This window comes from Streptosporangium sp. NPDC051023 (assembly GCF_040689595.1).
GTDB lineage: Bacteria > Actinomycetota > Actinomycetes > Streptosporangiales > Streptosporangiaceae > Streptosporangium.
This window is the reverse complement of sequence record NZ_JBFBCE010000022.1, coordinates 41,144-66,190: the sequence shown is the minus strand read 5'-3', so window position 1 is coordinate 66,190 and position 25,047 is coordinate 41,144. Positions and strand designations below refer to the sequence as shown.

Sequence of the window (25,047 nt, the reverse complement as noted above, 5' to 3'; positions counted from 1 at the left end):
GCGGCCGGAAAACCTGAACAAAACAGGAGGACCACGAAGTGACCCGCATCGCCATCCGGCGCGCGTTGATCGCGGTGTATGACAAGAGCGGGCTGGAGGAGCTGGCCCGTGGTCTCGACGCCGCCGGGGTTGAGATCGTCTCCACCGGCGGCACCGCCGCGAAGATCGCCTCGTTCGGTGTCCCCGTCACTCCGGTCGAGTCGCTGACCGGGTTCCCCGAGTGCCTGGACGGCCGCGTCAAGACCCTGCACCCGCGCGTTCACGCCGGTCTGCTGGCCGACAGCGGCAACCCGGCCCACGTCAAGCAGCTCGAAGAGCTGGAGATCGAGCCGTTCCAGCTCGTCGTGGTCAACCTGTACCCGTTCCAGGAGACCGTCGCCTCCGGCGCCTCCGACGGCGAGTGCGTCGAGCAGATCGACATCGGCGGCCCCGCGATGATCCGCGCCGCGGCCAAGAACCACGGCACCGCGGCGATCGTGGTCGACCCCGCGGCCTACGGCGACGTGCTCGCCGCGGTGGCGGTCGGCGGCTTCACCCTCACCGAGCGCCGCCGTCTCGCCGCGGGCGCCTACGCTCACACCGCCGCCTACGACACGGCGGTCGCCTCCTGGTTCGCCAACGTCTACGCCGCTGAGGAGAACGCCTGGCCCACCTACATGGGCGCCGCGTGGACGCTCAGGTCGCCGCTGCGTTACGGCGAGAACCCGCACCAGGGCGCTGCCCTCTACTCCGGCCAGCGCGACGGCCTGGCCAACGCCGAGCAGTTGCACGGCAAGGAGATGTCCTACAACAACTACCTCGACGCGGACGCCGCGTGGCGGGCCGCGTGGGACTTCGCCGACCCCGCGGTGGCGATCATCAAGCACCAGAACCCCTGCGGCATCGCGGTCGGCGCCGATGTCGCCGAGGCGCACCGCAGGGCGAACGCCTGTGACCCGGTCTCGGCGTACGGCGGTGTGATCGCGGTCAACGGCGAGGTCACCGAGGAACTGGCCGGGCAGATCGCCGAGGTGTTCACCGAGGTCGTCGTGGCTCCCGGCTTCTCCGCCGAGGCGCTGGCGCTGCTCACCGCGAAGAAGAACATCCGCCTGCTCGTCTGCCCGAAGGGGCCGGACAACCGGGCCGAGTTCCGCCGGATCGACGGCGGCCTGCTGGTGCAGACGACCGACAGGGTGGACGCCCCCGGCGACGACCCGTCGACCTGGGAGCTCAAGGCGGGTCCCGCGGCCTCCGCCGAGGTCCTCGCCGACCTGGCCTTCGCCTGGAAGGCCTGCCGTTCGGTGAAGTCGAACGCGATCCTGCTGGCTTCTGGCGGCGCGAGCGTCGGCATCGGCATGGGCCAGGTCAACCGGGTCGACTCGGCGCAGCTCGCGATCACCCGCGCGGGCGACCGCGCCAGGGGCTCGGTCGCGGCCTCCGACGCGTTCTTCCCGTTCGCGGACGGCCCGGAGCTGCTCATCGGCGCCGGGATCAAGGCGATCGTCGAGCCGGGCGGCTCCATCCGCGACGCGGACGTGATCGCCGCGGCCGAGGCCGCCGGGATCACGCTCTACTTCACCGGCACCCGCCACTTCTTCCACTGATTTTTTGGATCTTCCCAGGTCGTACGGCTGCCGCACTCCGTGGGGCAGCCGTAAACCGGAGACAAGAAAGTGGCGAAACGGACACGATTTTCCGGCTGGAAAAGGTTTGAACCCCGGTTAGGGTGAAGCATTCCTTCCCCTGTGCCCGTGGAGATCTCCCATGCCCCTGCTCGGTCCCGTCCTGAATGCTTTCGTGGTCATGAACGGGTTCTGGCAGAGCCCCTGGCTGCTTCTCGTCTTCGCCCTCGGCGCCGCCTACCTGGGAGCGAAGATCGTGGAGTACATCCCCTTCACCCGCAGGATCATCGAGCGGAGGGAAGCGAGCCGCGGATGATCTCATGGAAGGATTGACGTCATGAGCGCGCAGATTCTGGATGGCAAGGCCACCGCGGCGAAGATCAAGGCAGACCTCACGGCCAGGGTGGCAGTGCTGAGGGAGCGCGGTGTCACCCCCGGACTGGGCACCGTCCTCGTCGGCGACGACCCGGGCAGCCAGATCTACGTGGCGGGAAAGCACCGTGACTGCGCCGAGGTCGGCATCGCCTCCATCCGCAGGGACCTGCCGGCGACCGCGACCCAGGCCGAGGTCGAGGCGGTCATCGACGAGCTCAACGCCTCGGCGGAGTGCACCGGCTACATCGTCCAGCTCCCGCTTCCCCGGCACCTCGACACCCTGGCGCTGATCGAGCGCATGGACCCGGCGAAGGACGCCGACGGCCTGCACCCGGTCAACCTCGGCCGCCTGGTCCACATGGTCGACGCGCCGCTGCCCTGCACCCCGCACGGCATCGTCCTGCTGCTGCAGGAGTACGGCGTGCCCATCAAGGGCGCGGAGGTCGCCGTGGTCGGGCGCGGCATCACCGTCGGCCGCTCGCTCGGTCTGCTGCTGACCCGCCGTTCTGAGAACGCGACCGTCACCCTCTGCCACACCGGCACCCAGAACCTGGCCGCCCACGTCAGGCGCGCCGACATCGTCGTCGCCGCGGCGGGGGTGCCCCACCTGATCACGGCCGACATGGTCAAGCCCGGCGCGGCCGTGCTCGACGTCGGCGTCTCCCGCGTCGACGGCAAGATCGCCGGTGACGTGGCCCCCGACGTCAAGGACGTCGCCGGTTTCCTCACCCCCAACCCCGGCGGTGTGGGCCCGATGACCAGGGCCCTGCTGCTCACCAACGTCGTCGAGGCCGCGGAGAAGCAGGCCGCCGGGCAGTAGGCCACCGACGGCAGGCCGTCGGCGGTAGGCAACCGGCGGCACACCGAACCGGCGGCACACCGAACCGGTAGCGCGCCGAACCGGCGCGCATGCCGAACCGGCGCGCATGCCGAACCGACGCGCATGCCGAAGGGCGGCGTGCCGAGACACCGGCACGCCGATGAGCGGCACGCCGAAGTGCGGGCATGCCGAGAAGAACGCGCCGCCCGGGTGGGACGGGTCGCCGGAGACAGAGCTCAGGAAGCCCTGCGGCTCGTGGTCGTGGTGGCGGCGGCCTGGACCTCGGCAGGGCCCGCCGCGCGTTGCGGCGGCACCACCGGGGTCGGCCTGACCAGGCCGAGGGCGACCACCTCGTTGGCCAGTCTGGTGCGACGGTTGGTCCCCTCCGGTATCCGGAACTTCTGGTACAGGCGCAGCAGGTGTTGCTTGACCGCGGCCTCCGTCACCACCAGGTCGTCGGCGATCTCCCGTGCCGTCGCGGGCGCGACGAACGCCTCGTCCGAGAGCGCGGGACGGCACAGCGACGTCAGCACGTCGACCTCCCGCCGGGTCAGCTCGGGAGCCGCCGCGCGGCGAAGCTCGACCTCTGGAGCGAAGTCCTCACGCGGGACTCCGCCGATTCTGCCCCTCGCGGCGCCGAAGGAGACGACGTCGCCGTCGTCGAGCACCCTCCTCGCAATCGGCCTGCCGTTCACCCGTGTGCCGTTGCGGGACAAGCCCAGATCAACGACATACAGGTAGGGACCGCGCCGGACGAATTCCGCGTGCAGCCGGGAAACACTTGGATCGTTGAGCCGGATGTCTACTCCCCGGCCACGCCCGATCGTCGTGATCTCGGGGCGCAACGGGACCACCTCGCCAGTGTCCTCGATGCGTATGAACGGCCCCTCCACGGCAGTTCCTCCCCAGGTAGCCCGCCGTAACTATTCCTACAGCTGCGGCTTACCCAAACGAGGGGATGGGGAATCGCCTTTGCCAGAAGGAGAATCCTACGTGAAATTGGTCTGGACCTCTCGGGAAGGTTTCCCCTGCTCACAGGTAGACTTCGGTCGAAGAAAAGCGGAGGAAACACTCATGGCGGACAAGCCCACAAAAGGCCTCGCCGATGTCGTAGCTGCGTCCACAGCGCTCAGCGACATCGACGGGCAGGCCGGTCGTCTCTTCTATCGTGGCTACGACATCCACGATCTCGCCGGCCGCACCACGTTCGAGGAGACCGCGCACCTGCTCCAGCACGGCAGGCTCCCCAACAGGGAACAGCTCGCCGTCTACGGCGCGGAACTCGTCAGGGGGCGCACCCTCGGTGCGCTCGCAGAGGCGAACATCCCGGAGATCGCGGAGAAGCAGGCGCCCATGGAGGCGCTGCGCACGCTGGTCTCGCTGGCCTCCGGTGACGACCAGGACAAGGACTCCAACAGCCCGGAGGCCAACCTGCGCAAGGCCGCCAGACTGACCGCCCAGCAGCCGATCCTGGTGGCTCGCTACCACGCGGCCAGGACCGGCACCGAGATCCCCGAGCCCGATCCCGAGCTGAGCGTCGCGGCCAACTTCCTTCTCCAGATCACCGGCCGCACCCCGGACCGCCACGAGGTCGAGGTCTTCGACACGTGCCTGGTCCTGCACGCCGACCACACCATGAACGCCTCGACGTTCGCCGCCCGCGTCTGCGCCGCGACGCTGTCCGACATGCACTCGGCCATCGTGGCCGCCATCGGCACCCTGAAGGGCCCCCTCCACGGCGGTGCGAACGAGCAGGTCATGCGCACCCTCGAGTCACTCGACCCGAGCGCCGTCGCCCAGTCCGTGCGGGACAGGCTCGCCGCCCACGAGAAGATCATGGGCTTCGGGCACCGGGTCTACAAGACGGAGGACCCGCGCGCCACGCACCTGCGCAGGATGTCGCAGGAGCTCGCGGAGGCCTCGGGCGACGACACGTACTACCGGATGTCCAAGGAGATGGAGGAGGTCGTCTTCGAGACGAAGGGCCTCTACCCGAACGTGGACTTCTACGCCGCGACCGTCTACCACTACCTCGGCATCCCGACCGACCTGTTCACTCCGGTCTTCTCGGTCAGCCGCATGTCAGGATGGACCGCGCACGTCATCGAGCAGCACGCCGACAACCGTCTGATCCGTCCGGACAGCGAGTACATCGGCGAGCGCGACCAGAAGTGGAAGCCGATCGACGAGCGATGAGCCGGGTGCGAGAAGCGAGATGAGCCGACGGGTGCCCGAACGGATGCGAGCATGGATGCGAGCGATGAGCCGGATGTGCGGGAACACGGAGACACCGGGGGCCGCCGGGCCCGGCACTCCCAGGAGCGCACGGTGAACGCGGCGAGCGCGACGAGCGCGGCCGGCAACCGCTGGGGTCCGTATCCCCTGGTGCTGGCGGGCGCCATCCTCGCAGTGATCTTCGCTGTCCTGGTCGACCCCGAATGGGGAGGATTCTCCCTCGGCGCCGTCATGGCGCTGGGCGCGCTGTTCCGTCTCACGGGAGGCGGGCAGCTCGCCGTACGGCGGAAAACGACCGACACCGTCACGCTGGCGCTCTTCGGCGTCGCGCTGATGGTCGGCTCGTTGCTTCTGCAGTATCCGTGGCTCATGCCGCGATACGGCGGATGACCGGGGGCGTCGCAGGACAGTCAAACCCGTCCGATAGCCTCAACGGCCAGTGAGCCTCAAGGACTGTCTGGCCAGTGTTAGTTCAGAAGGGGAACCCCACGCATGCCCAAGATCAAGGTAGAGGGTCCCGTCGTCGAGCTTGACGGCGACGAGATGACCCGGATCATCTGGCAGTTCATCAAGGACCAGCTGATCCTTCCCTACCTGGACGTCGACCTGAAGTACTACGACCTCGGGATCGAGCACCGTGATGCGACCGATGACCAGGTGACGATCGACGCCGCCAACGCGATCAAGCAGTACGGCGTCGGCGTCAAGTGTGCCACGATCACGCCGGACGAGGCCCGGGTCGAGGAGTTCGGCCTCAAGAAGATGTGGAAGTCCCCGAACGGGACCATCCGCAACATCCTCGGCGGCGTCATCTTCCGTGAGCCGATCATCATGTCCAACGTGCCGAGGCTCGTCCCCGGCTGGACCAAGCCGATTGTCGTCGGCCGTCACGCCTTCGGCGACCAGTACCGCGCCACCGACCTGAAGATTCCCGGCGAGGGCACGCTGACCCTCACCTACACCCCGAAGGACGGCTCGGAGCCGATCGAGCTCGACGTCTACGACTTCCCCGGCGGCGGTGTCGCGCTGGCCATGTACAACCTGGACGAGTCGATCCGCGACTTCGCGCGGGCGTCCATGCGGTACGGCCTGGCCCGCAACTACCCGGTCTACCTCTCCACGAAGAACACGATCCTGAAGGCCTACGACGGCCGCTTCAAGGACATCTTCGCCGAGGTCTTCGAGACCGAGTTCAAGGCCGAGTTCGAGGCCGCCGGCATCACCTACGAGCACCGCCTGATCGACGACATGGTCGCCGCGGCGCTCAAGTGGGAGGGCGGCTACGTCTGGGCCTGTAAGAACTACGACGGTGACGTCCAGTCCGACACCGTCGCGCAGGGCTTCGGCTCGCTCGGCCTGATGACCTCGGTCCTGCTGACCCCCGACGGCCAGACCGTCGAGGCTGAGGCCGCCCACGGCACCGTGACCCGTCACTACCGTGAGCACCAGAAGGGCAACCCCACCTCCACCAACCCGATCGCCTCGATCTTCGCGTGGACCCGGGGTCTCGCCCACCGCGGCAAGCTCGACAACACCCCCGCGGTGATCGACTTCGCCGAGAAGCTGGAGCAGGTCTGCGTCGAGACCGTCGAAGGCGGTCAGATGACCAAGGACCTCGCCCTCCTCGTCGGCGGCGACGCCAAGTGGCTGACCACCCAGGACTTCCTGGCGGCCCTTGACGAGAACCTCAAGAAGAAGATGGCCTAAAGCCGTCGTCTCGCGGAAGGGCCGCCTCCGGCGGCCCTTCTCGTTTTCCCGCCCGTCTCCCGTCTCACGGCCCCGTCAGGGCGCCGAGCACGACCGACTCTCCGTCGGGGAGACCGGGGACCCGGTGCATCCGTCCGGTGACCGCGTCGACCCTGAAGAAGCCGAGAAGGTCCCCCTCGGCCTTGTCCGTCAGTTTGACGACGACCTCGCGGATGTTCAGCCAGCCGACGACCTCGCCGGAGGTCGGGTCTCCCAGTGAGGGAAGCCGCAGGTCCTTGAACACCTGACGGGTCCTGGCGTCGATGATGTGCAGGCTGTCGCCGCCGGTCTTCGCGGTTCTGATCGCGGCCGAGTATCTGCCGCTCGGGGAGTCGCGCCAGACCTGGTAGTTCTGGCGCAGCCAGTCCGCCGACCGCTCGACGGCCGTCGCCCGTCCCGCGGGCAGGGACGTCACGTTCCCGGTGGCGAAGTCGGTCCGCAGCCGCCGCCCGCCCAGCGCGACGGTGAACAGGCGGCCGTCGGGGGAGACGCTCACCCCGGTGCCCGTCTCGGTGTCGCCGGGGACCAGCGCGGGGGACAGGTACTTTTTCTCGCCGCTTCGCAGGTCATGGGCGACATACCTCCCCTCGGCCGCGCTGAGGTAGGCGATGCGCCGCCCGTCCCTGCTGATGGCGGGCGCGAGGCGCCAGTAGCTCCAGTCGTCGCCGTACGCCAGATGCTGGGCCGCGTCGGGGACGTTCACCGTGGACTCGCAGTGGCCGGGACGTTCGCACTCGACCGACTCGAGCGCGGGACGGCCCTCGTCGCCGCCTGCCAGTTTCAGCGTCCAGCCCGCGCAGGTGACCTTCCCCGCCCGTGAGGGCGCCGGCTTGCCGTCGGTCGACGCGCCGTCGTCCGGACACTTGCCCGGTACGGCGTAGCGGATCGTGAAGGAGGTGCGGGGGGTCTGCCACGGCCGAAATCCCGTGCCGGGGCCCGGGGTCGAGACGACCCGCATGGCGTTGGATCCGTTCGTCGTCTGCGAGGAGGGCGGCTGGTTGCGCTCGCCCAGCGCCGAGTTCCACACCTGCCCCTGCTGGAGCAGGGTGAAGGCGGCGATGAGACCGATCGGGACGAGCGCCGCGGCCGTGGTCAGGACCGTCCCCCTGGTACGGCGCCGCCGCAGCGCGCGCACGGACCTGGCGGTGAGGTCGGGAACGGAGGCCTCGCCCGCCGTCTCCGCCAGCCTCGCGGTCAGCCGTTTCGCGTCGCCCTTGCTGAGCGCGGTCACCGCCTCCTTGACCTCCGACTCCACGGTCTCCAGGGGGAGGCCGAGGACGGTCGCCATTTCCTCGCGCGTCCTGCCGTCGTGCAGGCAGGCGACCACGAGCACCCGCCGCCTCGGCGGGAGCCGCAGCAGGGCGGTCGCTCCCGTCGAGGCGGGTCGCCGCAGGTAGCGGCGGTACATCGTGATCTGGGCGTGGGTTGTCGGGTTCTCCCAGAGGGTCGGAGGCCAGCTCAGCCCGACGGAGCGCAGGGCCGACAGAACGAGCCGGATGGCCCGCTCGTGGCTGCCGGTGAGGAGCAGGGCGGTGCCGACGAGGGAACGTTGATCGCGCTGGACGAAGTCGCGATAACCGGTGTATCGGCGCATTGGGGATTGGCTCCGGCTTTGACTGAGGGAACGGTCAACGGTAGCGATCTAAGCGCGTGGAGCGCCATCTTGAGGCGATTTGTCGGTAATCGGGTGGGTCGGCGTGTCCGATGTCTCCTGCTCCGGGCTGTCACAGCCGGGGCGTGGGCCGTACGGGATGGGGGCACCTGCGCGTAACGCGGCGGAGATGGAGCCGCGGGGTCGTAAAGTTTGGCTCGTCGGGGAGTCACCGAATCGTAGAGGACGATGATGCCGCAGATCGCGCCGCTGGAGGCGGGGGAACCGCGCCAGCTTGGGCAGTTCCGCGTTGTCGGCCGGATCGGGGAGGGCGGCCAGGGGATCGTCTACCTGGGGGAGAACCCCGAGGGAGAGCGGGCGGCGATCAAGCTGCTGCACGTGAAGTTCTCCGGTGACGCGATCGCCAGGTCCCGATTCGCCAGGGAGGCGCGGGCGGCGCAGCGGGTCGCCTCCTTCTGCACGGCGGGCGTGGTCGACGTCGACCTGGAGGGCGACACCCCCTACATCGCGAGCGAGTACATCGAGGGCAGGTCGCTGCGGGAGGTCGTCGAGGCAGAGGGGCCGCTGCGCGGCACGGCGCTGCAGCGCCTCGCGATCGGTACGGCGACCGCGCTCACCGCCATCCACCAGGCCGCGATCGTGCACCGCGATTTCAAACCGGACAACGTGCTCATCGCCGCGGACGGGCCCCGGGTCGTCGACTTCGGCATCGCCCGCATCCTCGACTCGACCGGCACGATCACCAGCCGGGCCATCGGCACCCCCGCCTACATGGCGCCCGAGCAGATCTCCGGCGCCGACGTCGGCCCGCACACGGACGTCTTCGCCTGGGGGGCGACCATCGCGTTCGCCGCGACGGGCGAGACGGTGTTCGCGGGTGGCTCGATCGCGGTCGTGCTGAACCGTATCCTCAACCACGAGGTCGACGTCGACGCCATGCCGGAGCCGTTACGCGGCGTGGTCCGCGCGGCGCTGGCCAAGGCGCCCACGGAGCGTCCCTCGGCCGATCAAATCCTGCTGCGGATGCTCGGTCACCCGGAGAGTGTGAACGCCTCGCCCGCCGTGCTCAACCAGGGGGCGCAGATCGCGGGTCCCGACGACGCGACCAGCCCCATCCGGATGCCGGCGACCGTCACCGACCAGTCCCGGCGTGGCGGCCCGCAGCCGCCGTCCACGGGGGTCCGCGCGCGGCATCCCGGGTACGGCGAGCAGAGTCCGTCCCCCGAGGGCCTGCTGCAGCACCCGTCGTCGCCGTCCCTCGACCGGCAGGGCCTCTCCCAGGGCCACGTCGGCGACCGGCAGGGCTCCTCCCAGGGCCACCCCGGGCCGTCGCCCCAGGGACAGGCCGAGCCGCCGTACCAGGGGCACGTGGCGTCGCCCCAGGGCCACGCCCAGCACCTGCAGGCCCCGGTCCCGGTTCACGGCGATCACCCGTCGTCCCCTGGCCGCGCCCCGAACCCGTCTCCCATCTACGGCGAGCACCCGGCCCCGGCCTATGGCGAGCACCCGGCCCCGCTCTACGGAGAGCGCCCGGTGTCCCCGACGTACGGCGAGTACGCCTCTCCGCCGGTCTACGGCGAACACTCGCAGGACGTCTCGCCGCCGAGCTGGCAGACGACGGTCGCCGGCCAGAGCACGGCGCCTGCGGCTCCGCGGGGGCGTTCGAACCGGGGTCGCTGGATCGCGGCGGCCGTCGCCTTCCTGTTGGTCGCGGGCGCGGGCGCGGCCGTGTACTCGACGGGCTGGCGGCCGCAGTTCGGCGCGGGGACGCAGGTCAGCCCGACCCCGGAGGCCTCGATCCCGGGTACGTTCTCCTCGGTGGCCGACAAGGCGGCCAGTACCCACAAGATCACCATCGGCATGCGTGACTTCCTGCCGGGCATCGCGCTGAAGAACGGCGACACCTGGCAGGGGTTCGAGGTCGACATGGCGACCGAGATCGCCAAGAAGCTCGGGGTGCCCGCGAGCGGGATCACCTTCAGGGCGACCAGCAGAGAAGAGCGGCCGAAGCTGCTGGCCTCCGGCGACATCGACCTGGTCGTCTCGACCTACTCGATCAACAAGACGGACGACGTCACGTTCGCCGGGCCGTACTATCTCGCCCACGTCGACGTGCTCGTCAAAAGCGGCTCCTCGATCACCTCCGTCGCGGACCTCGAGGGCGGGCGGCTCTGCCAGCCCGGCGCGAGCGCCTCGGTCGGCGTCCTGCAGGGCGCGGTGAAACGTCTCGACCTGGTCGCCGCCAACACCTACACCGAGTGCATGAACCTGATGCTGGCCGGTGAGGTCGACGCGGTCCCCGGCGATGACCTGGTGCTGGCGGGCTTCGCCAACCGGGAGAGCATCCGCTACAAGGTGGTCGGGCTCAAGCTCACCGACGAGCGTTACGCGGTGGCCGTCAAGAAGGGCGACAGGCGCACCTGCAAGGCCGTGCAGGGCGCGATCGTGAGCCTCTACCGCGACGGCACGGTGAGCAAACTGCTCGACGAGCACTTCTCCAAGGTCGACTTCCCCACCCGGGAGGACCGCCTTCCCACCATGGCCGGGTGCGGCTAGCTGTGCTGATGGCGACGCCTGGCGGCGTCGCGGGCCTGGGCGCCCCAGTGCCGGTGCCTTCCCTCGTCGCTCATCCGCTTCGCTCCTTCGCTCCTCAGTCCAGACACCGGCGCGCCCAAGCCGGTTCCCGATGGTCAGGTCTCCTTGGCCAGGTTCTCGATCTCGGCTGCGGTCTCCTCGGCCCAGTCACGCATCAGCCGTGCCTGACGGATGCCCAGGTCGAGGGCGTAGTGCCCGAAGCCGGACTTCTTCGATGAGGGCTGCGCCGCGCAGATGGCCTCCAGCTCGGCCAGCCTGACGGCGTAGGCCTGTGCCTCGGTGCGTAGCAGCGCCACGGCCTCGTGTGACTCCAGCATGGGCAGCAGGAACGCGCGCAGCGCCCCCTCGCTGCGATACGACCGTGACGGCTCCTTCTCCAGCAGCCACGTGCGCAGCTCTCCCGAGCCCTCGGCAGTGATCTCGTAGGTCTTCCTGCCGCGCGGTCCCGCCTCCTCGACCGTGACCAGGCCGTCGGCGGCCATCTTGTTCAGCTCCGGATAGATCTGGCTGTGCCGGGCCTGCCAGGCGTTGCTGATCGAGCTCTCGAAGAGTTTCGTCAGGTCGTAGCCACTGGCGGGGCCCGCGGCTGTCAGCAGGCCGAGAAGCGCGATCCGAAGAGACATCTCTCCATCATAGCTACGGATTGACATGTCAATAATGACATGTCACCATCAACATGTGTCTACTGACGTATTGAACCCCCCGGCGGAGACTCGCTCTCCCAAGAACGGGCTGCTGCTGCTCGCCGTACTCGGCGGAATGTTTCTGGCCATGCTCGACCAGACGATCGTCGGGACCGCGCTGCCCCGGATCACCCAGGAACTCGGCGGCGCGGGCCTCTACACCTGGGTTGTGACCGCCTATTTGCTGACCTCGACGATCACCGTCCCCCTGTACGGCAGGCTGTCGGACACCTACGGCCGCAAGCCGCTACTGCTGACAGGCATCGCGATCTTCCTGCTCGGCTCCGTGCTGTGCGGGGCGGCGCAGGACATGGGCCAGCTCATCGCCTTCCGCGCGCTGCAGGGCCTGGGCGCGGGGGCGCTGCTACCGCTCTCCCTCGCGCTGGTCGCCGACCTGTTCCCGCCCGGCAAGAGCGGCCGGGTTCAGGGTGCGCTCGGCGGGGTGATGGCGCTGAGCTACATCGCGGGACCCTTCCTCGGCGGTGTCTTCACCGACCAGGCGAGCTGGCGCTGGGCGTTCCTGGTCAACCTGCCCATCGGAGTGGCCCTTATCGCGATCATCGTGGCCCGGCTGCCGCACGTCGCGGGGCAGGGACGCGGCGTGCGTCCCGACTACCTCGGCATCGCCGTCTTCAGCGTGGCGATCAGCTCACTGCTCATCGGCCTGACCGAGAAGGGACTTGACGGGCACACCTGGACCAGCGGGCCCGTGCTGTGGCCCATCGTGGCGTCCGTCCTGCTGCTCGCGCTGTTCGTCCTCGTCGAGCGCGGTGCGGCGCAGCCGATCATCCCCCTTGAACTGTTCCGCAACCGGACCTACACCCTGGCGAACGCGGCCTCGTTCCTCACCGCGTTCTGCCTGTACGCCGGTGTGGTCTTCCTGCCGCGCTACTTCCAGGAGGCCATGGGGCTGAGCGCGACCGAGTCGGGCCTGCGTATCTACCCGCTCATGCTCGGCATGGTCGCGGGCAGCGCCGTCACGGGCGCGCTCATCTCGAAGAGCATGCGCTACAAGCCGTGGCTGGTCGCCGGGGCGTTCCTCATCGCGGCGGGCGGCGTGCTGTGCTCCGGGCTCACGACCGGGACCTCGGGCCTCGCACTCGCCGGATGGATGGCGCTCCTCGGTCTCGGCATGGGACCGATGCTGTCGGGCCTGACCGTCGCGATCCAGTACGCGGTCCCGCCGAAGTTCATCGGCACCGCGAGCGCGAACCTGACGTTCTTCCGGCAGATCGGCGGCTCGGTCGCCCTGGCCCTGGCCGGGACCCTCTACGCCTCCGTCGTCAGGACCGAGGCGCCCACGCACGGGCTGAGCGCGGCACACGCCGCCGCGACCGCGAGCGTCGTCCCCTGGCTCGCCGTCGGCGGGGCGGTCGTGGCGCTGGTCGCGCTGGTCGCGCTGCCCGGAGGCCGGATCAAGGCACTCGCCGCGAGGTCGGCGACCCTGGACGGGTAACATCCGAGCGTCACAATTCATCCTTCGAGTGGGGGAAGGTCATGGCCCAGACTCCCGTAAAGGTCACCGTCACCGGCGCCGCCGGTCAGATCGGCTACGCGCTGCTGTTCCGCATCGCGTCGGGCCAGTTGCTGGGCGCCGACGTCCCGGTCAAGCTGAGCCTGCTGGAGATCCCGCAGGCGGTCAAGGCAGCCGCGGGCACCGCGATGGAGCTCGACGACTGCGCGTTCCCGCTGCTGAGCGGCATCGAGGTCACCGACGACGCCAACAAGGCCTTCGACGGCACCAGCGTCGCGCTGCTGGTCGGCGCCCGCCCGCGTACGGCGGGCATGGAGCGCGGTGACCTGCTGCAGGCCAACGGCGGCATCTTCGGCCCGCAGGGCAAGGCCATCAACGACAACGCGGCCGACGACATCCGCGTCCTGGTCGTGGGCAACCCGGCGAACACCAACGCGCTCATCGCCCAGCAGCACGCCCCCGACGTCCCGGCGGAGCGCTTCACCGCGATGACCCGCCTCGACCACAACCGCGCGCTGTCCCAGCTCGCCGCCAAGCTGCAGGTCCCGGTCACCGAGATCAAGAAGATGACCATCTGGGGCAACCACTCCGCCACGCAGTACCCCGACCTGTTCCACGCCGAGGTCGGCGGCAAGATCGCCGCGGAGCAGGTCGACGAGGCCTGGCTGCGCGACACCTTCATCCCGACCGTCGCCAAGCGCGGCGCGGCGATCATCGAGGCCAGGGGCGCCTCCTCGGCCGCCTCCGCCGCGAACGCCGCGATCGACCACGTCTACGACTGGGTCAACGGCACCGAGTGGACCTCCGCCGCGATCCCCTCCGACGGCTCGTACGGCGTGCCCGAGGGCATCATCTCCTCCTTCCCCGTCGCCTCGCGCGACGGCAAGTGGGAGATCATCCAGGGGCTGGAGATCGACGCCTTCTCCCGCGAGCGCATCGACGCCTCGGTGCGCGAGCTTGAGGAGGAGCGCACCGCGGTGCGCGAGCTCGGCCTCATCTAAAGCCCGAGCCCTCGAAAGGCCCTGTGAGAAGGGGTCCCGGTCCGCCGGGGCCCCTTCTCGCGTTCTGCGCGGTGAACCGGTTCATGTCTCCGAGGTGCGGACGGGCGGCGTGTCATCATGCCCCGGGAGGGTGTCTCAGCGTTGAATGACCACTGATGTTCGGGGGATCGGTGTTCACAGCGCATGGTGCGGCGCGGCTCGTCGCTGGAGTTGTCAGTTTCGCCCTTTTCTGGATGCCGGGGACGGTGCAGGCGGAGGGCGCGGAGGGGAGATGGAATGGAGCGGATCTGTCGGTGCGACTCCAGGTCTCGCCGGGGATCGCACAGCCGGGGCAGCCGCTGACCTACCGGGTCGAGGTGCACAACGCGGGCCCGGAGGACGCGGTGCTGCCGCTGCTCGTCGTACGGCTGCCGCACGGCGTCGACATCCTCGGCGTCAACGTCGCGGAGTGTCTGCCGGGCAGGACGGCCGGAGAGGTGGTCTGCGCCTCCCAGCAGGACGTCCTCGCGGGGACCGACGGCGGGGTGACCATCAACGGCATCGTCAGGACGGGCGCGCGCGGCCCGCTGACGGCGACGGCCGTGCTCTCCTCAGAGGTGGTCGACGGCGATGAGACGAACAACTCCGCTCGGCTGACGACCCCGGTCGACGAGGGTGCCGACCTGGCGGTACGGCTGTCGCACAGGACGAGGGCCGGGCGCCTCGTGACGATGGACGCCGTGGTGCGCAACCGGGGCCCCAGGGTCGTCAAGGACGCCTCCGTCTTCCTCCGTACCGTCAAGGCGCGCTTCCTGTCGGCGAAGGGGGCGCGGTGCCATGCGTACGCGGGCTACGTCGGCTGCGCGCTGGGCGCGGTCGGTTCGGGCAGGCAGGTGAGCCTCAGGCTCGCCTTCCGCGCCAGGAGGCGCGCGCCGAAAGCCAAGGCGACGGTCTACTCCACCCAGGTGGGAGACCGCCGCCCGGCGAACAACATGGCTCGCATCAGTCTGCGCTAGAGGGCGCCGCGCAGGGCGGTCCAGGCGTCGGTGACGATGTCCCTGATCGAGGGGTGCTCCGGCTTCCAGCCCAGCTCTCGCTGGATCTTGTCGGATGAGGCGACCAGCACCGCGGGGTCGCCCGGCCTGCGCTCGCGCTCGACCGCGGGGATCTCGTGCCCGGTGACCTCGCGGCAGACCGACAGGACCTCGCGCACCGAGAAGCCGGTGCCGTTGCCCAGGTTGTAGATCTTGTGCTCGCCCGCGGAGCAGGAGTCGAGCGCCAGCAGGTGCGCCCTGGCGAGGTCGGCGACATGGATGTAGTCGCGCACGCATGTCCCGTCAGGGGTGGGGTAGTCCGTGCCGAACAGGTTGACCGGCTCGCGTCCGCCGAGCGCGACGGCGAGGACGTTAGGGATCAGGTGGGTCTCCACGGTGTGCCGCTCGCGGTAGAGGCGTCCGTCCCCGGCGGTGTACGCGCCGCCGACGTTGAAGTAACGCAGGCTCACCGCGGCCAGGCCGTACAGCCCGGCGAACGCGGTCAGCGTGGTGTCGACCGCGAGCTTGGAGGCGCCGTACGGGTTGGTCGGCCGGGTCGGGTCGGTCTCCAGCACCGGGGAGCGTTCCGGCTCGCCGTACGTGGCGGCGGTGGAGGAGAAGACGATCCGGCCGACCCCGGCGGCCCGCATGGCGTCGAGCAGGGCCAGGGTGCCGCCCAGGTTGCGGTCCCAGTACAGGCCCGGCTTCTCCACGGACTCGCCGACCAGGGACTTCGCCGCGAAGTGCAGGACGCCGTCCACACCGGTCAGCACGCCGGAGGCGTCGGTGATCGACCCCTCGACGAAGCGCGCGCCGGAGGGGACCGCGTCCGCGTGGCCGGTGGAGAGGTCGTCCAGCACCGTGACCTCGTGACCCGCCTCGACGAGCTGCGCCGCCACGACGCTTCCGATGTATCCGGCACCACCGGTGACCAGCAACTTCACGGAGCCTCCTGTTTGATGATGTTTGAATGTGTTTATTTTTGTAAGGCCAGTGCCAGCATATGCTTGCACATCAAATATCGGCCACAGTCGGAACGGGCGGCGGCCATGACGGAGACAATTTCGTGAACAGCGTCCTGGCGAACGCGGCCCTGGTCCTGGTCTTCATCCTGATCGGGGGGTTCTTCGCGGCCGCGGAGATGGCGATGGTCTCCCTCAGAGAGAGCCAGGTGCGCAGGCTCGCAACCCGGGGCCGCAGGGGGGCCAGGGTTGCCAAGCTCGCCCACGACCCCAACCGCTTCCTGTCCGCCGTCCAGATCGGCGTGACCGTGGCGACCATGCTGTCGGCGGCCTTTGGCGCGGACACCCTCGCCAGGGACCTCCTGCCGATCGTGACGGCCTGGGGCGTGCCCCAGGCGGTCGCCGCCCCGCTCGCCCTGGTGCTGGTGACGCTGGCGATCTCCTACGTCTCGCTGGTGCTGGGCGAGCTGGTGCCCAAGCGGATCGCCCTGCAGCGGGCCGAGGGGCTCTCGCTGGTGGTCGCGCCGTTCCTCGACCGGATGGCCGCGCTGTCGCGCCCGGTCATCTGGGCGCTCTCCACGTCGACCGACGGCGTGGTCAAGCTGCTCGGTGGAGACCCGGAGGCCGACCGCGAGGAGATCACGACCGAGGAACTGCGCGACATGGTCGTCGGTCACCACGAGCTCACCGTGGACGAGCGCCACCTGATCGCGGAGGTGTTCGCCGCGGCCAAGCGCCAGCTCCGCGAGGTGATGCTGCCGCGCACCGAGGTCGAGTTCATGGCGGTCGACACCCCGCTGGCCGAGGCCGCGGTGCTGGCCGCGGCGATGCCGCACTCCCGCTTCCCCGTCTACCGCGACTCCTACGACGACGTCGTGGGCTTCGTCCACATCAGGGACCTGCTCGACCCGGTGCTGACCGGATCCATCGAGCCGATCAGCGAGCTGGTGCCGATCCGCCCCGTCAAGCTGGTCCCCATCAGCAAGCGGGTGCTCGCCACGCTGTCGGAGATGCGGGGGGAGGGGCACCACCTGGCGATCGTGATCGACGAGTACGGCGGGACCGCGGGCATCGTCACGCTGGAGGATCTGGTCGAGGAACTCGTGGGCGACATCCGCGACGAGCACGACATCCAGGACAAGCGGGCCGTGCTGCCCGCGGGGGAGGTCGAGCTCGACGGCCTGGCCAACCTCGACGTGGTGGAGACCGAGACCGGCATCCGGCTGACGGAGGGGCCCTACGAGACCCTCGCCGGATTCGTCATGGCGGCCCTCGGTCATCTCCCGGGGATGGGGGAGCGTGTTGAGATCCCCGGATTCGAGCTGTCCGTAACGGGCATGGACGGCCGCAGGGTGTCCAGAGTCCGGATAAAACGCCGCGCATCCGCGCCGGAGGCACCGAACACTCCCGACAGCTGACACAATTACGTGCTATGGCCAGTCCCCGTGTCTTCTCCGGAATCCAGCCCACCGCGGACTCCTTCCACCTGGGCAACTATCTCGGTGCCGTCCGGCAGTACGTCGCCATGCAGGAGGGCCACGACGCCTTCTACTGCGTCGTCGACCTGCACGCGATCACGGTGGACTACCAGCCGGAGGCGCTGCGCAGGCGTTCCAGGATCGCCGCCGCCCAGCTGTTCGCCGCGGGCCTCGACCCGGAGCGGTCCACGGTCTTCGTGCAGAGCCACGTCCGCGAGCACAGCGAGCTGGCCTGGGTGCTGATCTGCCTGACCGGTATGGGCGAGGCGGGCCGGATGACCCAGTTCAAGGACAAGTCCGCCCGGTACGGCGAGGGCTCGACCAGCGTCGGGCTGTTCACCTACCCGATCCTGCAGGCGGCCGACATCCTGCTCTACCAGGCCGACCGGGTCCCGGTCGGGGCCGACCAGAAGCAGCACCTGGAGCTCACCCGCGACCTCGCGCAGCGCTTCAACCACCGCTTCGGCGAGACCTTCACGCTGCCGCAGCCGCACATCGTCAAGGCCGTGGAGAAGATCACCGACCTGCAGGATCCGACGGCGAAGATGTCCAAGTCGTCCTCCTCGCCCGGCGGCATCCTGGACCTGCTGGAGCAGCCGGGGCCGCTGCGCAAGAAGGTCATGCGCGCGGTCACCGACACCGGTTCCGAGGTCCTCGCCGACGACGAGAACAAGCCCGGTGTCACCAACCTGCTGCGCATCCAGTCGGCCCTGACCGGCACGCCGATCCCCGAGCTTGAGGCCCGCTACGCCGGACAGGGCTACGGCACCTTCAAGAAGGACGTCGCCGAGGTCGTCGTGGAGATCTTCACGCCGATCAGGGAGCGGACCGAGAAACTGCTGGCCGACGAGACCGAGCTCGACCGGATGCTCGCCGTCGGCGCGGCGCGGGCTCGCACGGTCGCCGCGGAGACCATGGCGAAGGTGCGCGACCGGGTCGGATTCCTGCCCACGGTGTGACCCGCCCCGCGGGGCCGTACGTCTCATGTGAGGTCTTACGTACGGTCCGGCGGTATTTGGGTAGGTGACCGCGCGTGACAAGCGTGCAGGAACGGATCGTCGCGGTCCGTGAGTGGGGCAGAACGAAGATCGCTGCGGACCGGGTCAGGTGGCCCTGGCTCGACCATCTGATCAGGACCGTGCAGCGCTACCAGCTCCAGGCGGGCGACCGGCTGGCCGGGGCGGTGACCTACTTCGCGTTCCTGTCGTTCTTCCCGATCATCGCGCTGGCCTTCGCGGTCTTCGGCTACTTCCTGTCCGTGCGGCCGGACGCCGTCAAGACGCTGCAGCGCGCCATCGACCAATACCTCCCCGGGCTGGCCGCTCAGCTTCCGATCCAGCAGATCGCCGACTCCAGGGCCAGCGTCGGGATCATCGGTCTTCTCGGCCTGCTCTACGCCGGGCTCGGCGCGATCGACGCGCTGCGCGGCGCGCTCCGCGAGATGTCCATGACCACCGAGCCACCGCTCAACTTCTTCCTGGCCAAGCTCAGGGACCTGACCGCCTTCGCCCTCGTGGGCATCACGATGATCGCCTCGGTGCTGGTCGGCGGCTTCGCGACCCAGGCAGGCGGGGTCGTCGCGGAGAAACTGGGCCTGTCCAGCTCGGCCGCGGAGAGCTGGTCGCTCAGGCTCCTGGGCCTGGCGGTCAGCCTGCTGGCCGACACCGTCGTCTTCGTGATCATCCTGCACTGGATGGGCCGGTCGCGGCAGCCGATCAGGGTGGTGCTGCGGGGCGCGCTGCTCGGCGCGGTCGGCTTCGGCCTCCTCAAGCAACTCGCCGCGCTGATCCTGTCGCGGACGCTCAACAACCCCATCTACGGGGTGTTCGCGGTGATGGTCGGCCTGCTGATCTGGATCAACCTCTCCTCCAGGGTGATCCTCTACGCGGCCGCCTGGACGGAGACCGCCACGCTCGGCCCGCCGCCGGAGCCGACCCCCGTCCCCGGGATGGGCCCCCCGCAGGAGGAACTGTCCTGAAGGGCTCGAAGGCCGGCCTGCACGGCTCCGAGGGCCTCTGAGCCGTCCTGAGGACCGCCTGGCCGTACCCGTGCCCCGTCGTCCGGAGCCGGGAAACGTCTCACTCCGTCCTTCCCCCTGACGGATAACGGCAGATCGTCTCCGTGGCCTTGAGCGGGCACTGCTCGGTCCCGGACGGGGTCGCGATCATGACCTTGGCGCCGGAGGGGACGCCCAGCGTGTAGTCGGCCAGGCAGGACTCGTTGGCGCCCTCGCTCTCCGAGCAGGTCAGCCTGACCCGCAGGGTCTTGCCGTTCTCCCACGTCTCCCTGAGCCCGTGGGACGCCCGGGGCCAGGCGATCTCCCTCTTCACCGAGAGCCTGCCCGCGGCGCCGGGGACGACTCTGACGCCGACCCGCCCCGTGGCGTCCACGATGACCCACGGCGACGTGAGCGTGTAGACGGTCGGGGCGTCGCTCTCCGACGCCTGCCTGCTGACGAGGGAGGAGTCGTAGGAGCCGGGATAGGCGAAGTCGTAGGGGTGGGGCAGCCTGAGCTGGACCCACACCGACACCGTGATGACGGCCACGAGCATCACGCTGAGCGCCCCGCCCACGACGATCCAGCCGATCCTGACGCCGTTGCGCATGGTCATGTCCTCTTTCAGATCTTCAGAAACCGCAGTACGGCGAGCACCCGGCGATGGTCCTTGTCCGCGCCGGAGAGGTCGAGCTTGGCGAAGATGTTGTTGATGTGCTTTCCGACGGCGCTCTCCGAGACGACCAGGGCTTCGGCGATCCCGGCGTTCGACCGGCCCTCGGCGATCAGCGCGAGCACCTCGTACTCCCTGCGGGTCAGCCGGTCGAGGGGGTCGCTGCGCCCGCGCAGCAGGAGCTGGGCGACCACCTCGGGGTCGAGCGCCGTGCCGCCGTCGGCGACCCGGCGCAGGGCGTCGAGGAACTCGGCGACGTCGGCGACCCGGTCCTTCAGGAGATAGCCGATGCCGTTGGTCGCGGTGGACAGCAACTGGGTGGCGTAGCGCTCCTCGACGTACTGCGACAGCACCAGGATCGGGAGGTTCGGGTGCTGACTGCGCAGCACGAGCGCCGCGCGCAGGCCCTCGTCGGTGTGCGAGGGCGGCATGCGCACGTCGGTGACGACCAGGTCGGGTTCGTGCTCCTCGACCGCGCGCAACAGCCCCTCCGCGTCGGCGACCGCCGCGACGACGTGCATGTCGGCGCTGGCGAGCAGGCGGACGAGCCCCTCCCTGAGCAGAACCGAGTCCTCGGCCAGGATCACCCGCATGGCAGCTCCACCGCGATGGTCGTCGGGCCCCCGTTGGGGCTGTCGATGCCCAGTGTCCCGTCGACGGAGCCGACCCGCTGGGCCAGGCCGCGCAGCCCGGTGCCGCCGTCGGGGGTCGCGCCGCCCCTGCCGTCGTCGTGGACGGTCACGTGCAGCAGCCGGTCGCTGCGGCGCACCGTGACCACGGCCTTTGAGGCACGGGCGTGTTTCGCGATGTTGGTCAGCGCCTCGGAGACCACGAAGAACGCGACCGCCTCGATGGTCGGGGAGACGCGCTCGGCCACCTCGACGTCCAGTTTGACCGGGAAGGGGGCCCGCGCCGCGACACCGGACAGCGCCGCGTCCAGCCCCTGGTCGTTGAGCACGGCCGGGTGCAGGCCGCGTACGAGGTCGCGCAGCTCCTTGAGCGCCTGCTTGGCCTCCTCGTGCGCCTGGACGATCACCTCGTGGGCGGGCTCGGGCAGGTCGGTGAGGGTGGTGCGGGCCATGCCCAGGTTCATCGCCAGCGACACCAGCCGCTGCTGCGCGCCGTCGTGCAGGTCCCTTTCGAGACGGCGGCGTTCGGCGTCCGCGGCGTCGACGACCTCGGCGCGGCTCTCGCGCAGGCTCTCGACCCGCTGGGCCAGCAGGTCGCTCGTGCTGGGGCCGAGCAGGGCCCCGGCGGCGATCACGTCGAGCGCGGTGATCCCGCGCGCCACCCACGGCGTGACGACGAGCAGCACCAGCGCGACTGCGGCGGGTATCGCGCCGTACCATCCGCCGCCGATGTTCCACAGGTGTACGGCGATCATGATCGAGAGCAGGACGGTCGCCCAGGCCGCGACCACCCCGAGAAAACCGACCAGGCCGATCAGCGGCGCCGACAGGTGGTAGGCGAGCTGCCGCCAGGTGCTGCCGGTCCGTGCCTCGCGCACCAGCCGCTTCAAGGGGTTGCGGATCCCCGGGCGCCGTGGCATCCGCGGGATGTCCACGCGGAGGAACGCCTGGAAGCGGGCCCGTTGCAGCCGGGTGAACAGTGGCATCGCGAGGCAGAGCAGCGTCAGTGCGATGACCGGGACGATCACCGTCCACACCAGCAGCACCGAGGCCGCGATCAGGCCCGCGATCACGGCTGAGACCGCCAGGCCGATCGGCAGCCCCGTCACCACGTGTGCGGTGCGCAACCATGTCGGCGCCGACCAGTGGACACGGATCCTGCTCCAGATCCTGTCCCAGGGGGTGAGCACCTCGACGTCGTTCATAGCACCAAAGGTAAGGAATGCCGTCATCCGGTGGACATGGCCGAGGTATCCGGGAAAACGGTGAGGCAGGCTACACCCCGCCTCCGGTGTGCCTAGGAGGGTTTTCTGCGGGACCGTCTGCGCAGGCCGTACACCAGCAGTGCCCCGCCGCCGAGAACGCCCGCGCCGAGCACGTAGAGGACGGGGGAAGGGCCCTGGCTCCGCTCGCCGTCGTCGGTGGCCCGCGGGGTGGTGGACCGCGCTACCTGGGGCGCCGCGGCCTGGCCGGTCGGGGTGGGGGTCGCTTCGGGGAGCGGGTCGACCAGCCGGCCGACCGGCGCCACCCTGCCGCGGGCGGCGAACCCCCAGTCGAGCAGGTCGGCGACCTCGTTCCAGAAATAGCCGTCGTGCCGCATGATCGTCACGATGACCGTGTGGCCGTTCCGCCTGGCCGCGCCGACGAAGCTGCCCAGGGCCTTGGACGTCCAGCCGTTCTTGACGCCGATCATGCCCTTGTAACGCCAGAGCAGCTTGTTGTGGTTGCCGATCTCGTAGTAGCCCTTGGGGGCGGGGAACTTTCCGGTCTTCGTGCTGGTGTAGCGCTGGAAGTCGTGGTTGGCCAGCCCGGCCCTGGCGATCAGCGCCAGGTCGTAGGCGGAGCTGCTCTGGCCGGGCTTGTCGAGGCCGCTGGGCGTCTTGGCCACGGTGTCGAAGGCCTGCAGCCGCTTGGCCTCGGCGTTCATGTCCCGCAGGGTCTTGGCGAGGCCGCCGTTCGCCTCGGCCAGCGCCATCGCGCAGTCGTTGCCCGAGACCAGCAGCAACGCCTTGAAGAGGTCCTCGACGGTGTAGAGGGGCTTGGAGACCAGGCCGACGGCGCTGCCCTCCTCGTTCACCGCGCGGCTGCTCGGCCTGACCTTCATGGCCTTGTCGAGCTTCGGGATCAGGGTGAGTGCGGTCAGTGTCTTGAGCGTGCTCGCGGGAAGGTAGCGTCCGTGCGGGTCCTTCGCGGCGAGGACCTCCCCGGTCTCCGCGTCGGCGATCACGTAGGACTTCGCGGCGGTCTTGGGGGGCGCCTTCATCCCCGGGGGGGCGACGATGCCACGCCCGCCGAGCGCGGTGCCGCCGACGGGCCCGTTGTCGGCGTGCGCGGTGCCGCCTGCGGATCCGTTGCCGGTGTGTGCGACCGGTCTGTCACCGGCGTGCGCGGGAACCCCGAGCAGGGCGTTCGCCGCCAGCAGCACCCCGACGGGCGCGACATGTCTCATCCCCATAATGATCTCAGGGTAGCTTCGTGCCGATTCGTATCATGCGAGCGACGCCCTGATCAGGGGCGGAATGGTGCGAAGGAATACTGATGCCATGCAAATGTCGCGAAAGATCGCCGGATTCCTGGTCGGCGTCGCAGTTTTCATGATCTTCGAGTGGATAAACCTCGGCTTCAACCTCGCCGAGGGTCATCCGACGGCCTTCTACGTGGTGCACGGCATCCTGATCGGAGTCAACATCGTCTTGGCGGTTGTGCTCGGCGTGATCGGCCTACGCGGACTGGCAAAGCGCACTCAGGGTCCGCCCGTGTAGCTCGGTCGCCTCGTCCGGTGAGTTCCCGATGCTGGTGAAGCCGAGTTTGCCGTGCTCGGGAAGCGCGCCGAGCAGGTGCAGCACGTTCCCGGTACGGCGCTCACGGTCGAAGCCGAGCCCACTGTCGTTGACGAACTTGACGATCTCCGCGGGCGTACGGCCGAGCAGCCGCTCCGCGGCGCAGTTGTCCGTCGCCACGTAGTACTTGGACTGGCCGTCGCGCATCAGCGTGCCGCTCGGCCGGTCGTAGGTCGCCTCAGTGGTGAGCAGCGCGGCGCCGAACGGATGGGTGGTGCCGCCGATGCGCAGGTTGATCTCGCACAGCAGCGCGTGGTACCCGGCGTCGGTCTTGACGGCGAAGAAGTCGACGCCGAACAGCCCGACCACGCCGCGCGCGGCGAGCACCTCGGCGATCCGCTCCGCGCATTCTCCGACCTCGGTGCGGTAGTCGGCTCTTGAGGGGAAGACGCAGCCCTTGTAGACGTCGCCGTTCTGGCCGCCGAGGATCTGCTCGTGCGTGGCGACCACGTCGTACGAGCCGCCAGGGGTGATCATGGCCAGGGCGCTCGGGGAGTACAGCGGGCGCTCCTCGATGAACTCCTCGAGCACCGCGCCCCGCTCGGCGATCTTCTCGGCGAACGTCACCCAGGTCTCGTCGGGGGCGGAGAAACTCGTCGGGCTCGTGGTGAGGGGCCCGTCGACCCTGCTCACGATGGCGTTGCCCAGTCCCGAGTAGCTGTTGTTGAGCTTGACCATCAGCCTGGAGCCGGGGTTGAGCGCGCGGGCCGCGTGCTCGACCTCGGTCAGCGAGCGTAGGTCGGAGAAGCCCTTCACCACCGGGACCCCGGCCGCCTCGGCGATCGCGCGCCCCCCGCTCTTCGAGCCCAGGGGGGCCAGCGCGGTCGCGGGGCCGTAGATCGGCAGGTTCAGGATCTCGGCGAGCCGTTCCTCGTGCTCGCTGACCACGAACGGCACCATCCAGGCGTCGTCCGTGCGGTCGAGGATCGTACGGACCCTCGTGAGGAGGTCGGGGCGCCGCAGCAGCGACTCGGTGAGCTGCCCGGAGCCGAGATCGTCCAAACTGATCATATGTAGCCGTGAGCGGGCCTCGCCGGGGTCGTCGAGGAAGCTCAGGTAATAGTCAACCGTCGCGGTGTCCACCGGCGCCGAGGAGAGGTAGACGATCTCGACTCCCGGTTGCCTGAGGGTCAGCAGGAGGAACAGCAACCGCTCCTCGTAACACTGGGCCCCGGTGATCCTGCGTAGTTCGTCCTGGGGGAGGGACAACGAAGGGACGATCACTATGGTCCCTTCGTCCGGTTCGAAGATGCTCAATCTCGAATGCTTCTCCCCGAACGGGATGCAAGTGATCATAAACGGAGTTAAACATGC

The 25,047-nt window shown here is 69.5% G+C and carries 23 protein-coding genes; 14 read left to right on the top strand and 9 right to left on the bottom strand.

Going from position 1 to position 25,047, the window contains the following annotated elements:
• The first annotated feature begins 38 nt into the window (after positions 1 to 38).
• The 3 genes from purH (at position 39) to AB0395_RS16875 (ending at position 2,796) form a co-directional block, all read left to right on the top strand.
• A complete protein-coding gene (gene purH, locus AB0395_RS16885; protein ID WP_366281471.1) occupies positions 39 to 1,583 on the top strand; it encodes a bifunctional phosphoribosylaminoimidazolecarboxamide formyltransferase/IMP cyclohydrolase in 1,545 nt (514 codons plus the stop codon).
• Between the two features lie 160 nt (positions 1,584 to 1,743).
• Complete coding sequence (locus AB0395_RS16880; RefSeq protein WP_366281469.1) at positions 1,744 to 1,917, top strand: hypothetical protein; 174 nt, start codon at positions 1,744 to 1,746, stop codon at positions 1,915 to 1,917.
• Positions 1,918 to 1,938: 21 nt separating this feature from the next.
• Positions 1,939 to 2,796, top strand: coding sequence for a bifunctional methylenetetrahydrofolate dehydrogenase/methenyltetrahydrofolate cyclohydrolase (locus AB0395_RS16875; RefSeq protein WP_366281467.1), 858 nt, complete (start codon positions 1,939 to 1,941; stop codon positions 2,794 to 2,796).
• A gap of 236 nt (positions 2,797 to 3,032) precedes the next feature.
• On the opposite strand, the gene AB0395_RS16870 is transcribed toward AB0395_RS16875, so the two are convergent.
• Positions 3,033 to 3,689: an FHA domain-containing protein gene (locus tag AB0395_RS16870; RefSeq protein WP_366281465.1), complete on the bottom strand. Its 657-nt coding sequence runs from the start codon at positions 3,687 to 3,689 to the stop codon at positions 3,033 to 3,035.
• Between the two features lie 181 nt (positions 3,690 to 3,870).
• Here AB0395_RS16870 and AB0395_RS16865 point away from each other — a divergent pair, with 181 nt between their 5' ends.
• The 3 genes from AB0395_RS16865 to AB0395_RS16855 all read left to right on the top strand — a co-directional run bounded on the left by AB0395_RS16865 (position 3,871) and on the right by AB0395_RS16855 (position 6,738).
• Positions 3,871 to 4,992, top strand: coding sequence for a citrate/2-methylcitrate synthase (locus tag AB0395_RS16865; RefSeq protein WP_366281464.1), 1,122 nt, complete (start codon positions 3,871 to 3,873; stop codon positions 4,990 to 4,992).
• Between the two features lie 51 nt (positions 4,993 to 5,043).
• Complete coding sequence (locus AB0395_RS16860; RefSeq protein ID WP_366281462.1) at positions 5,044 to 5,421, top strand: DUF3017 domain-containing protein; 378 nt, start codon at positions 5,044 to 5,046, stop codon at positions 5,419 to 5,421.
• A gap of 102 nt (positions 5,422 to 5,523) precedes the next feature.
• Positions 5,524 to 6,738 (top strand): NADP-dependent isocitrate dehydrogenase, encoded by a 1,215-nt coding sequence (locus AB0395_RS16855; RefSeq protein WP_366281461.1) that lies wholly within the window; start codon positions 5,524 to 5,526, stop codon positions 6,736 to 6,738.
• Positions 6,739 to 6,802: 64 nt separating this feature from the next.
• Here the strand turns inward: AB0395_RS16855 and AB0395_RS16850 are convergent, their stop codons facing one another.
• The gene (locus AB0395_RS16850) at positions 6,803 to 8,371 is read right to left on the bottom strand and encodes a sigma factor-like helix-turn-helix DNA-binding protein (RefSeq protein ID WP_366281459.1); all 1,569 of its coding nucleotides are present in this window, start codon (positions 8,369 to 8,371) and stop codon (positions 6,803 to 6,805) included.
• A gap of 246 nt (positions 8,372 to 8,617) precedes the next feature.
• Between AB0395_RS16850 and AB0395_RS16845 the strand changes: the two genes are divergently transcribed.
• Entirely contained in the window at positions 8,618 to 10,945 is a 2,328-nt protein-coding gene (locus AB0395_RS16845) for a transporter substrate-binding domain-containing protein (protein ID WP_366281458.1), read from the top strand.
• A 134-nt stretch (positions 10,946 to 11,079) separates the two neighbouring features.
• Here AB0395_RS16845 and AB0395_RS16840 read toward each other — a convergent pair whose 3' ends face one another.
• Positions 11,080 to 11,607, bottom strand: a complete 528-nt coding sequence (locus tag AB0395_RS16840; protein WP_366281456.1) for a PadR family transcriptional regulator — start codon at positions 11,605 to 11,607, stop codon at positions 11,080 to 11,082.
• 55 nt (positions 11,608 to 11,662) lie between these two features.
• Here AB0395_RS16840 and AB0395_RS16835 point away from each other — a divergent pair, with 55 nt between their 5' ends.
• The 3 genes from AB0395_RS16835 to AB0395_RS16825 all read left to right on the top strand — a co-directional run bounded on the left by AB0395_RS16835 (position 11,663) and on the right by AB0395_RS16825 (position 15,137).
• Positions 11,663 to 13,123 carry an MDR family MFS transporter gene (locus AB0395_RS16835; protein ID WP_366281455.1) on the top strand — a complete coding sequence of 487 codons (1,461 nt, stop codon included), beginning with the start codon at positions 11,663 to 11,665 and terminating at the stop codon, positions 13,121 to 13,123.
• Positions 13,124 to 13,164: 41 nt separating this feature from the next.
• Positions 13,165 to 14,142 (top strand): malate dehydrogenase, encoded by a 978-nt coding sequence (locus tag AB0395_RS16830; RefSeq protein ID WP_366281453.1) that lies wholly within the window; start codon positions 13,165 to 13,167, stop codon positions 14,140 to 14,142.
• A gap of 293 nt (positions 14,143 to 14,435) precedes the next feature.
• A complete protein-coding gene (locus tag AB0395_RS16825; protein WP_366281451.1) occupies positions 14,436 to 15,137 on the top strand; it encodes a hypothetical protein in 702 nt (233 codons plus the stop codon).
• On the opposite strand, the gene galE is transcribed toward AB0395_RS16825, so the two are convergent.
• Positions 15,134 to 16,099: a UDP-glucose 4-epimerase GalE gene (gene galE / locus AB0395_RS16820; RefSeq protein WP_366281449.1), complete on the bottom strand. Its 966-nt coding sequence runs from the start codon at positions 16,097 to 16,099 to the stop codon at positions 15,134 to 15,136. The two genes, AB0395_RS16825 and galE, sit on opposite strands and share 4 nt — an antisense overlap.
• Before the next feature lie 122 nt (positions 16,100 to 16,221).
• Here galE and AB0395_RS16815 point away from each other — a divergent pair, with 122 nt between their 5' ends.
• From AB0395_RS16815 to AB0395_RS16805, 3 genes are all read left to right on the top strand, one after another.
• The gene (locus AB0395_RS16815; protein ID WP_366281447.1) at positions 16,222 to 17,535 is read left to right on the top strand and encodes a hemolysin family protein; all 1,314 of its coding nucleotides are present in this window, start codon (positions 16,222 to 16,224) and stop codon (positions 17,533 to 17,535) included.
• Positions 17,536 to 17,549: 14 nt separating this feature from the next.
• On the top strand, positions 17,550 to 18,554 hold the full coding sequence (trpS, locus tag AB0395_RS16810; protein WP_366281445.1) for a tryptophan--tRNA ligase: 1,005 nt from the start codon (positions 17,550 to 17,552) through the stop codon (positions 18,552 to 18,554).
• 74 nt (positions 18,555 to 18,628) lie between these two features.
• Positions 18,629 to 19,573 (top strand): YihY/virulence factor BrkB family protein, encoded by a 945-nt coding sequence (locus AB0395_RS16805; protein WP_366281444.1) that lies wholly within the window; start codon positions 18,629 to 18,631, stop codon positions 19,571 to 19,573.
• Positions 19,574 to 19,673: 100 nt separating this feature from the next.
• Here the strand turns inward: AB0395_RS16805 and AB0395_RS16800 are convergent, their stop codons facing one another.
• The 4 genes from AB0395_RS16800 to AB0395_RS16785 all read right to left on the bottom strand — a co-directional run bounded on the left by AB0395_RS16800 (position 19,674) and on the right by AB0395_RS16785 (position 23,342).
• Positions 19,674 to 20,207 (bottom strand): hypothetical protein, encoded by a 534-nt coding sequence (locus tag AB0395_RS16800; protein WP_366281443.1) that lies wholly within the window; start codon positions 20,205 to 20,207, stop codon positions 19,674 to 19,676.
• A gap of 8 nt (positions 20,208 to 20,215) precedes the next feature.
• Positions 20,216 to 20,857 (bottom strand): response regulator transcription factor, encoded by a 642-nt coding sequence (locus AB0395_RS16795; RefSeq protein WP_366281442.1) that lies wholly within the window; start codon positions 20,855 to 20,857, stop codon positions 20,216 to 20,218.
• Positions 20,848 to 22,098, bottom strand: a complete 1,251-nt coding sequence (locus AB0395_RS16790; RefSeq protein ID WP_366281440.1) for a sensor histidine kinase — start codon at positions 22,096 to 22,098, stop codon at positions 20,848 to 20,850. Before AB0395_RS16790 ends, AB0395_RS16795 begins: the two co-directional genes overlap by 10 nt.
• A gap of 92 nt (positions 22,099 to 22,190) precedes the next feature.
• Positions 22,191 to 23,342, bottom strand: a complete 1,152-nt coding sequence (locus AB0395_RS16785; protein ID WP_366281438.1) for a D-alanyl-D-alanine carboxypeptidase — start codon at positions 23,340 to 23,342, stop codon at positions 22,191 to 22,193.
• Positions 23,343 to 23,436: 94 nt separating this feature from the next.
• Here AB0395_RS16785 and AB0395_RS16780 point away from each other — a divergent pair, with 94 nt between their 5' ends.
• Positions 23,437 to 23,655, top strand: coding sequence for a hypothetical protein (locus tag AB0395_RS16780; RefSeq protein ID WP_366281436.1), 219 nt, complete (start codon positions 23,437 to 23,439; stop codon positions 23,653 to 23,655).
• Here AB0395_RS16780 and AB0395_RS16775 read toward each other — a convergent pair.
• A complete protein-coding gene (locus AB0395_RS16775; RefSeq protein ID WP_366281435.1) occupies positions 23,614 to 24,942 on the bottom strand; it encodes a peptide ligase PGM1-related protein in 1,329 nt (442 codons plus the stop codon). The genes AB0395_RS16780 and AB0395_RS16775 overlap by 42 nt on opposite strands.
• Positions 24,943 to 25,047: the final 105 nt, after the last annotated feature.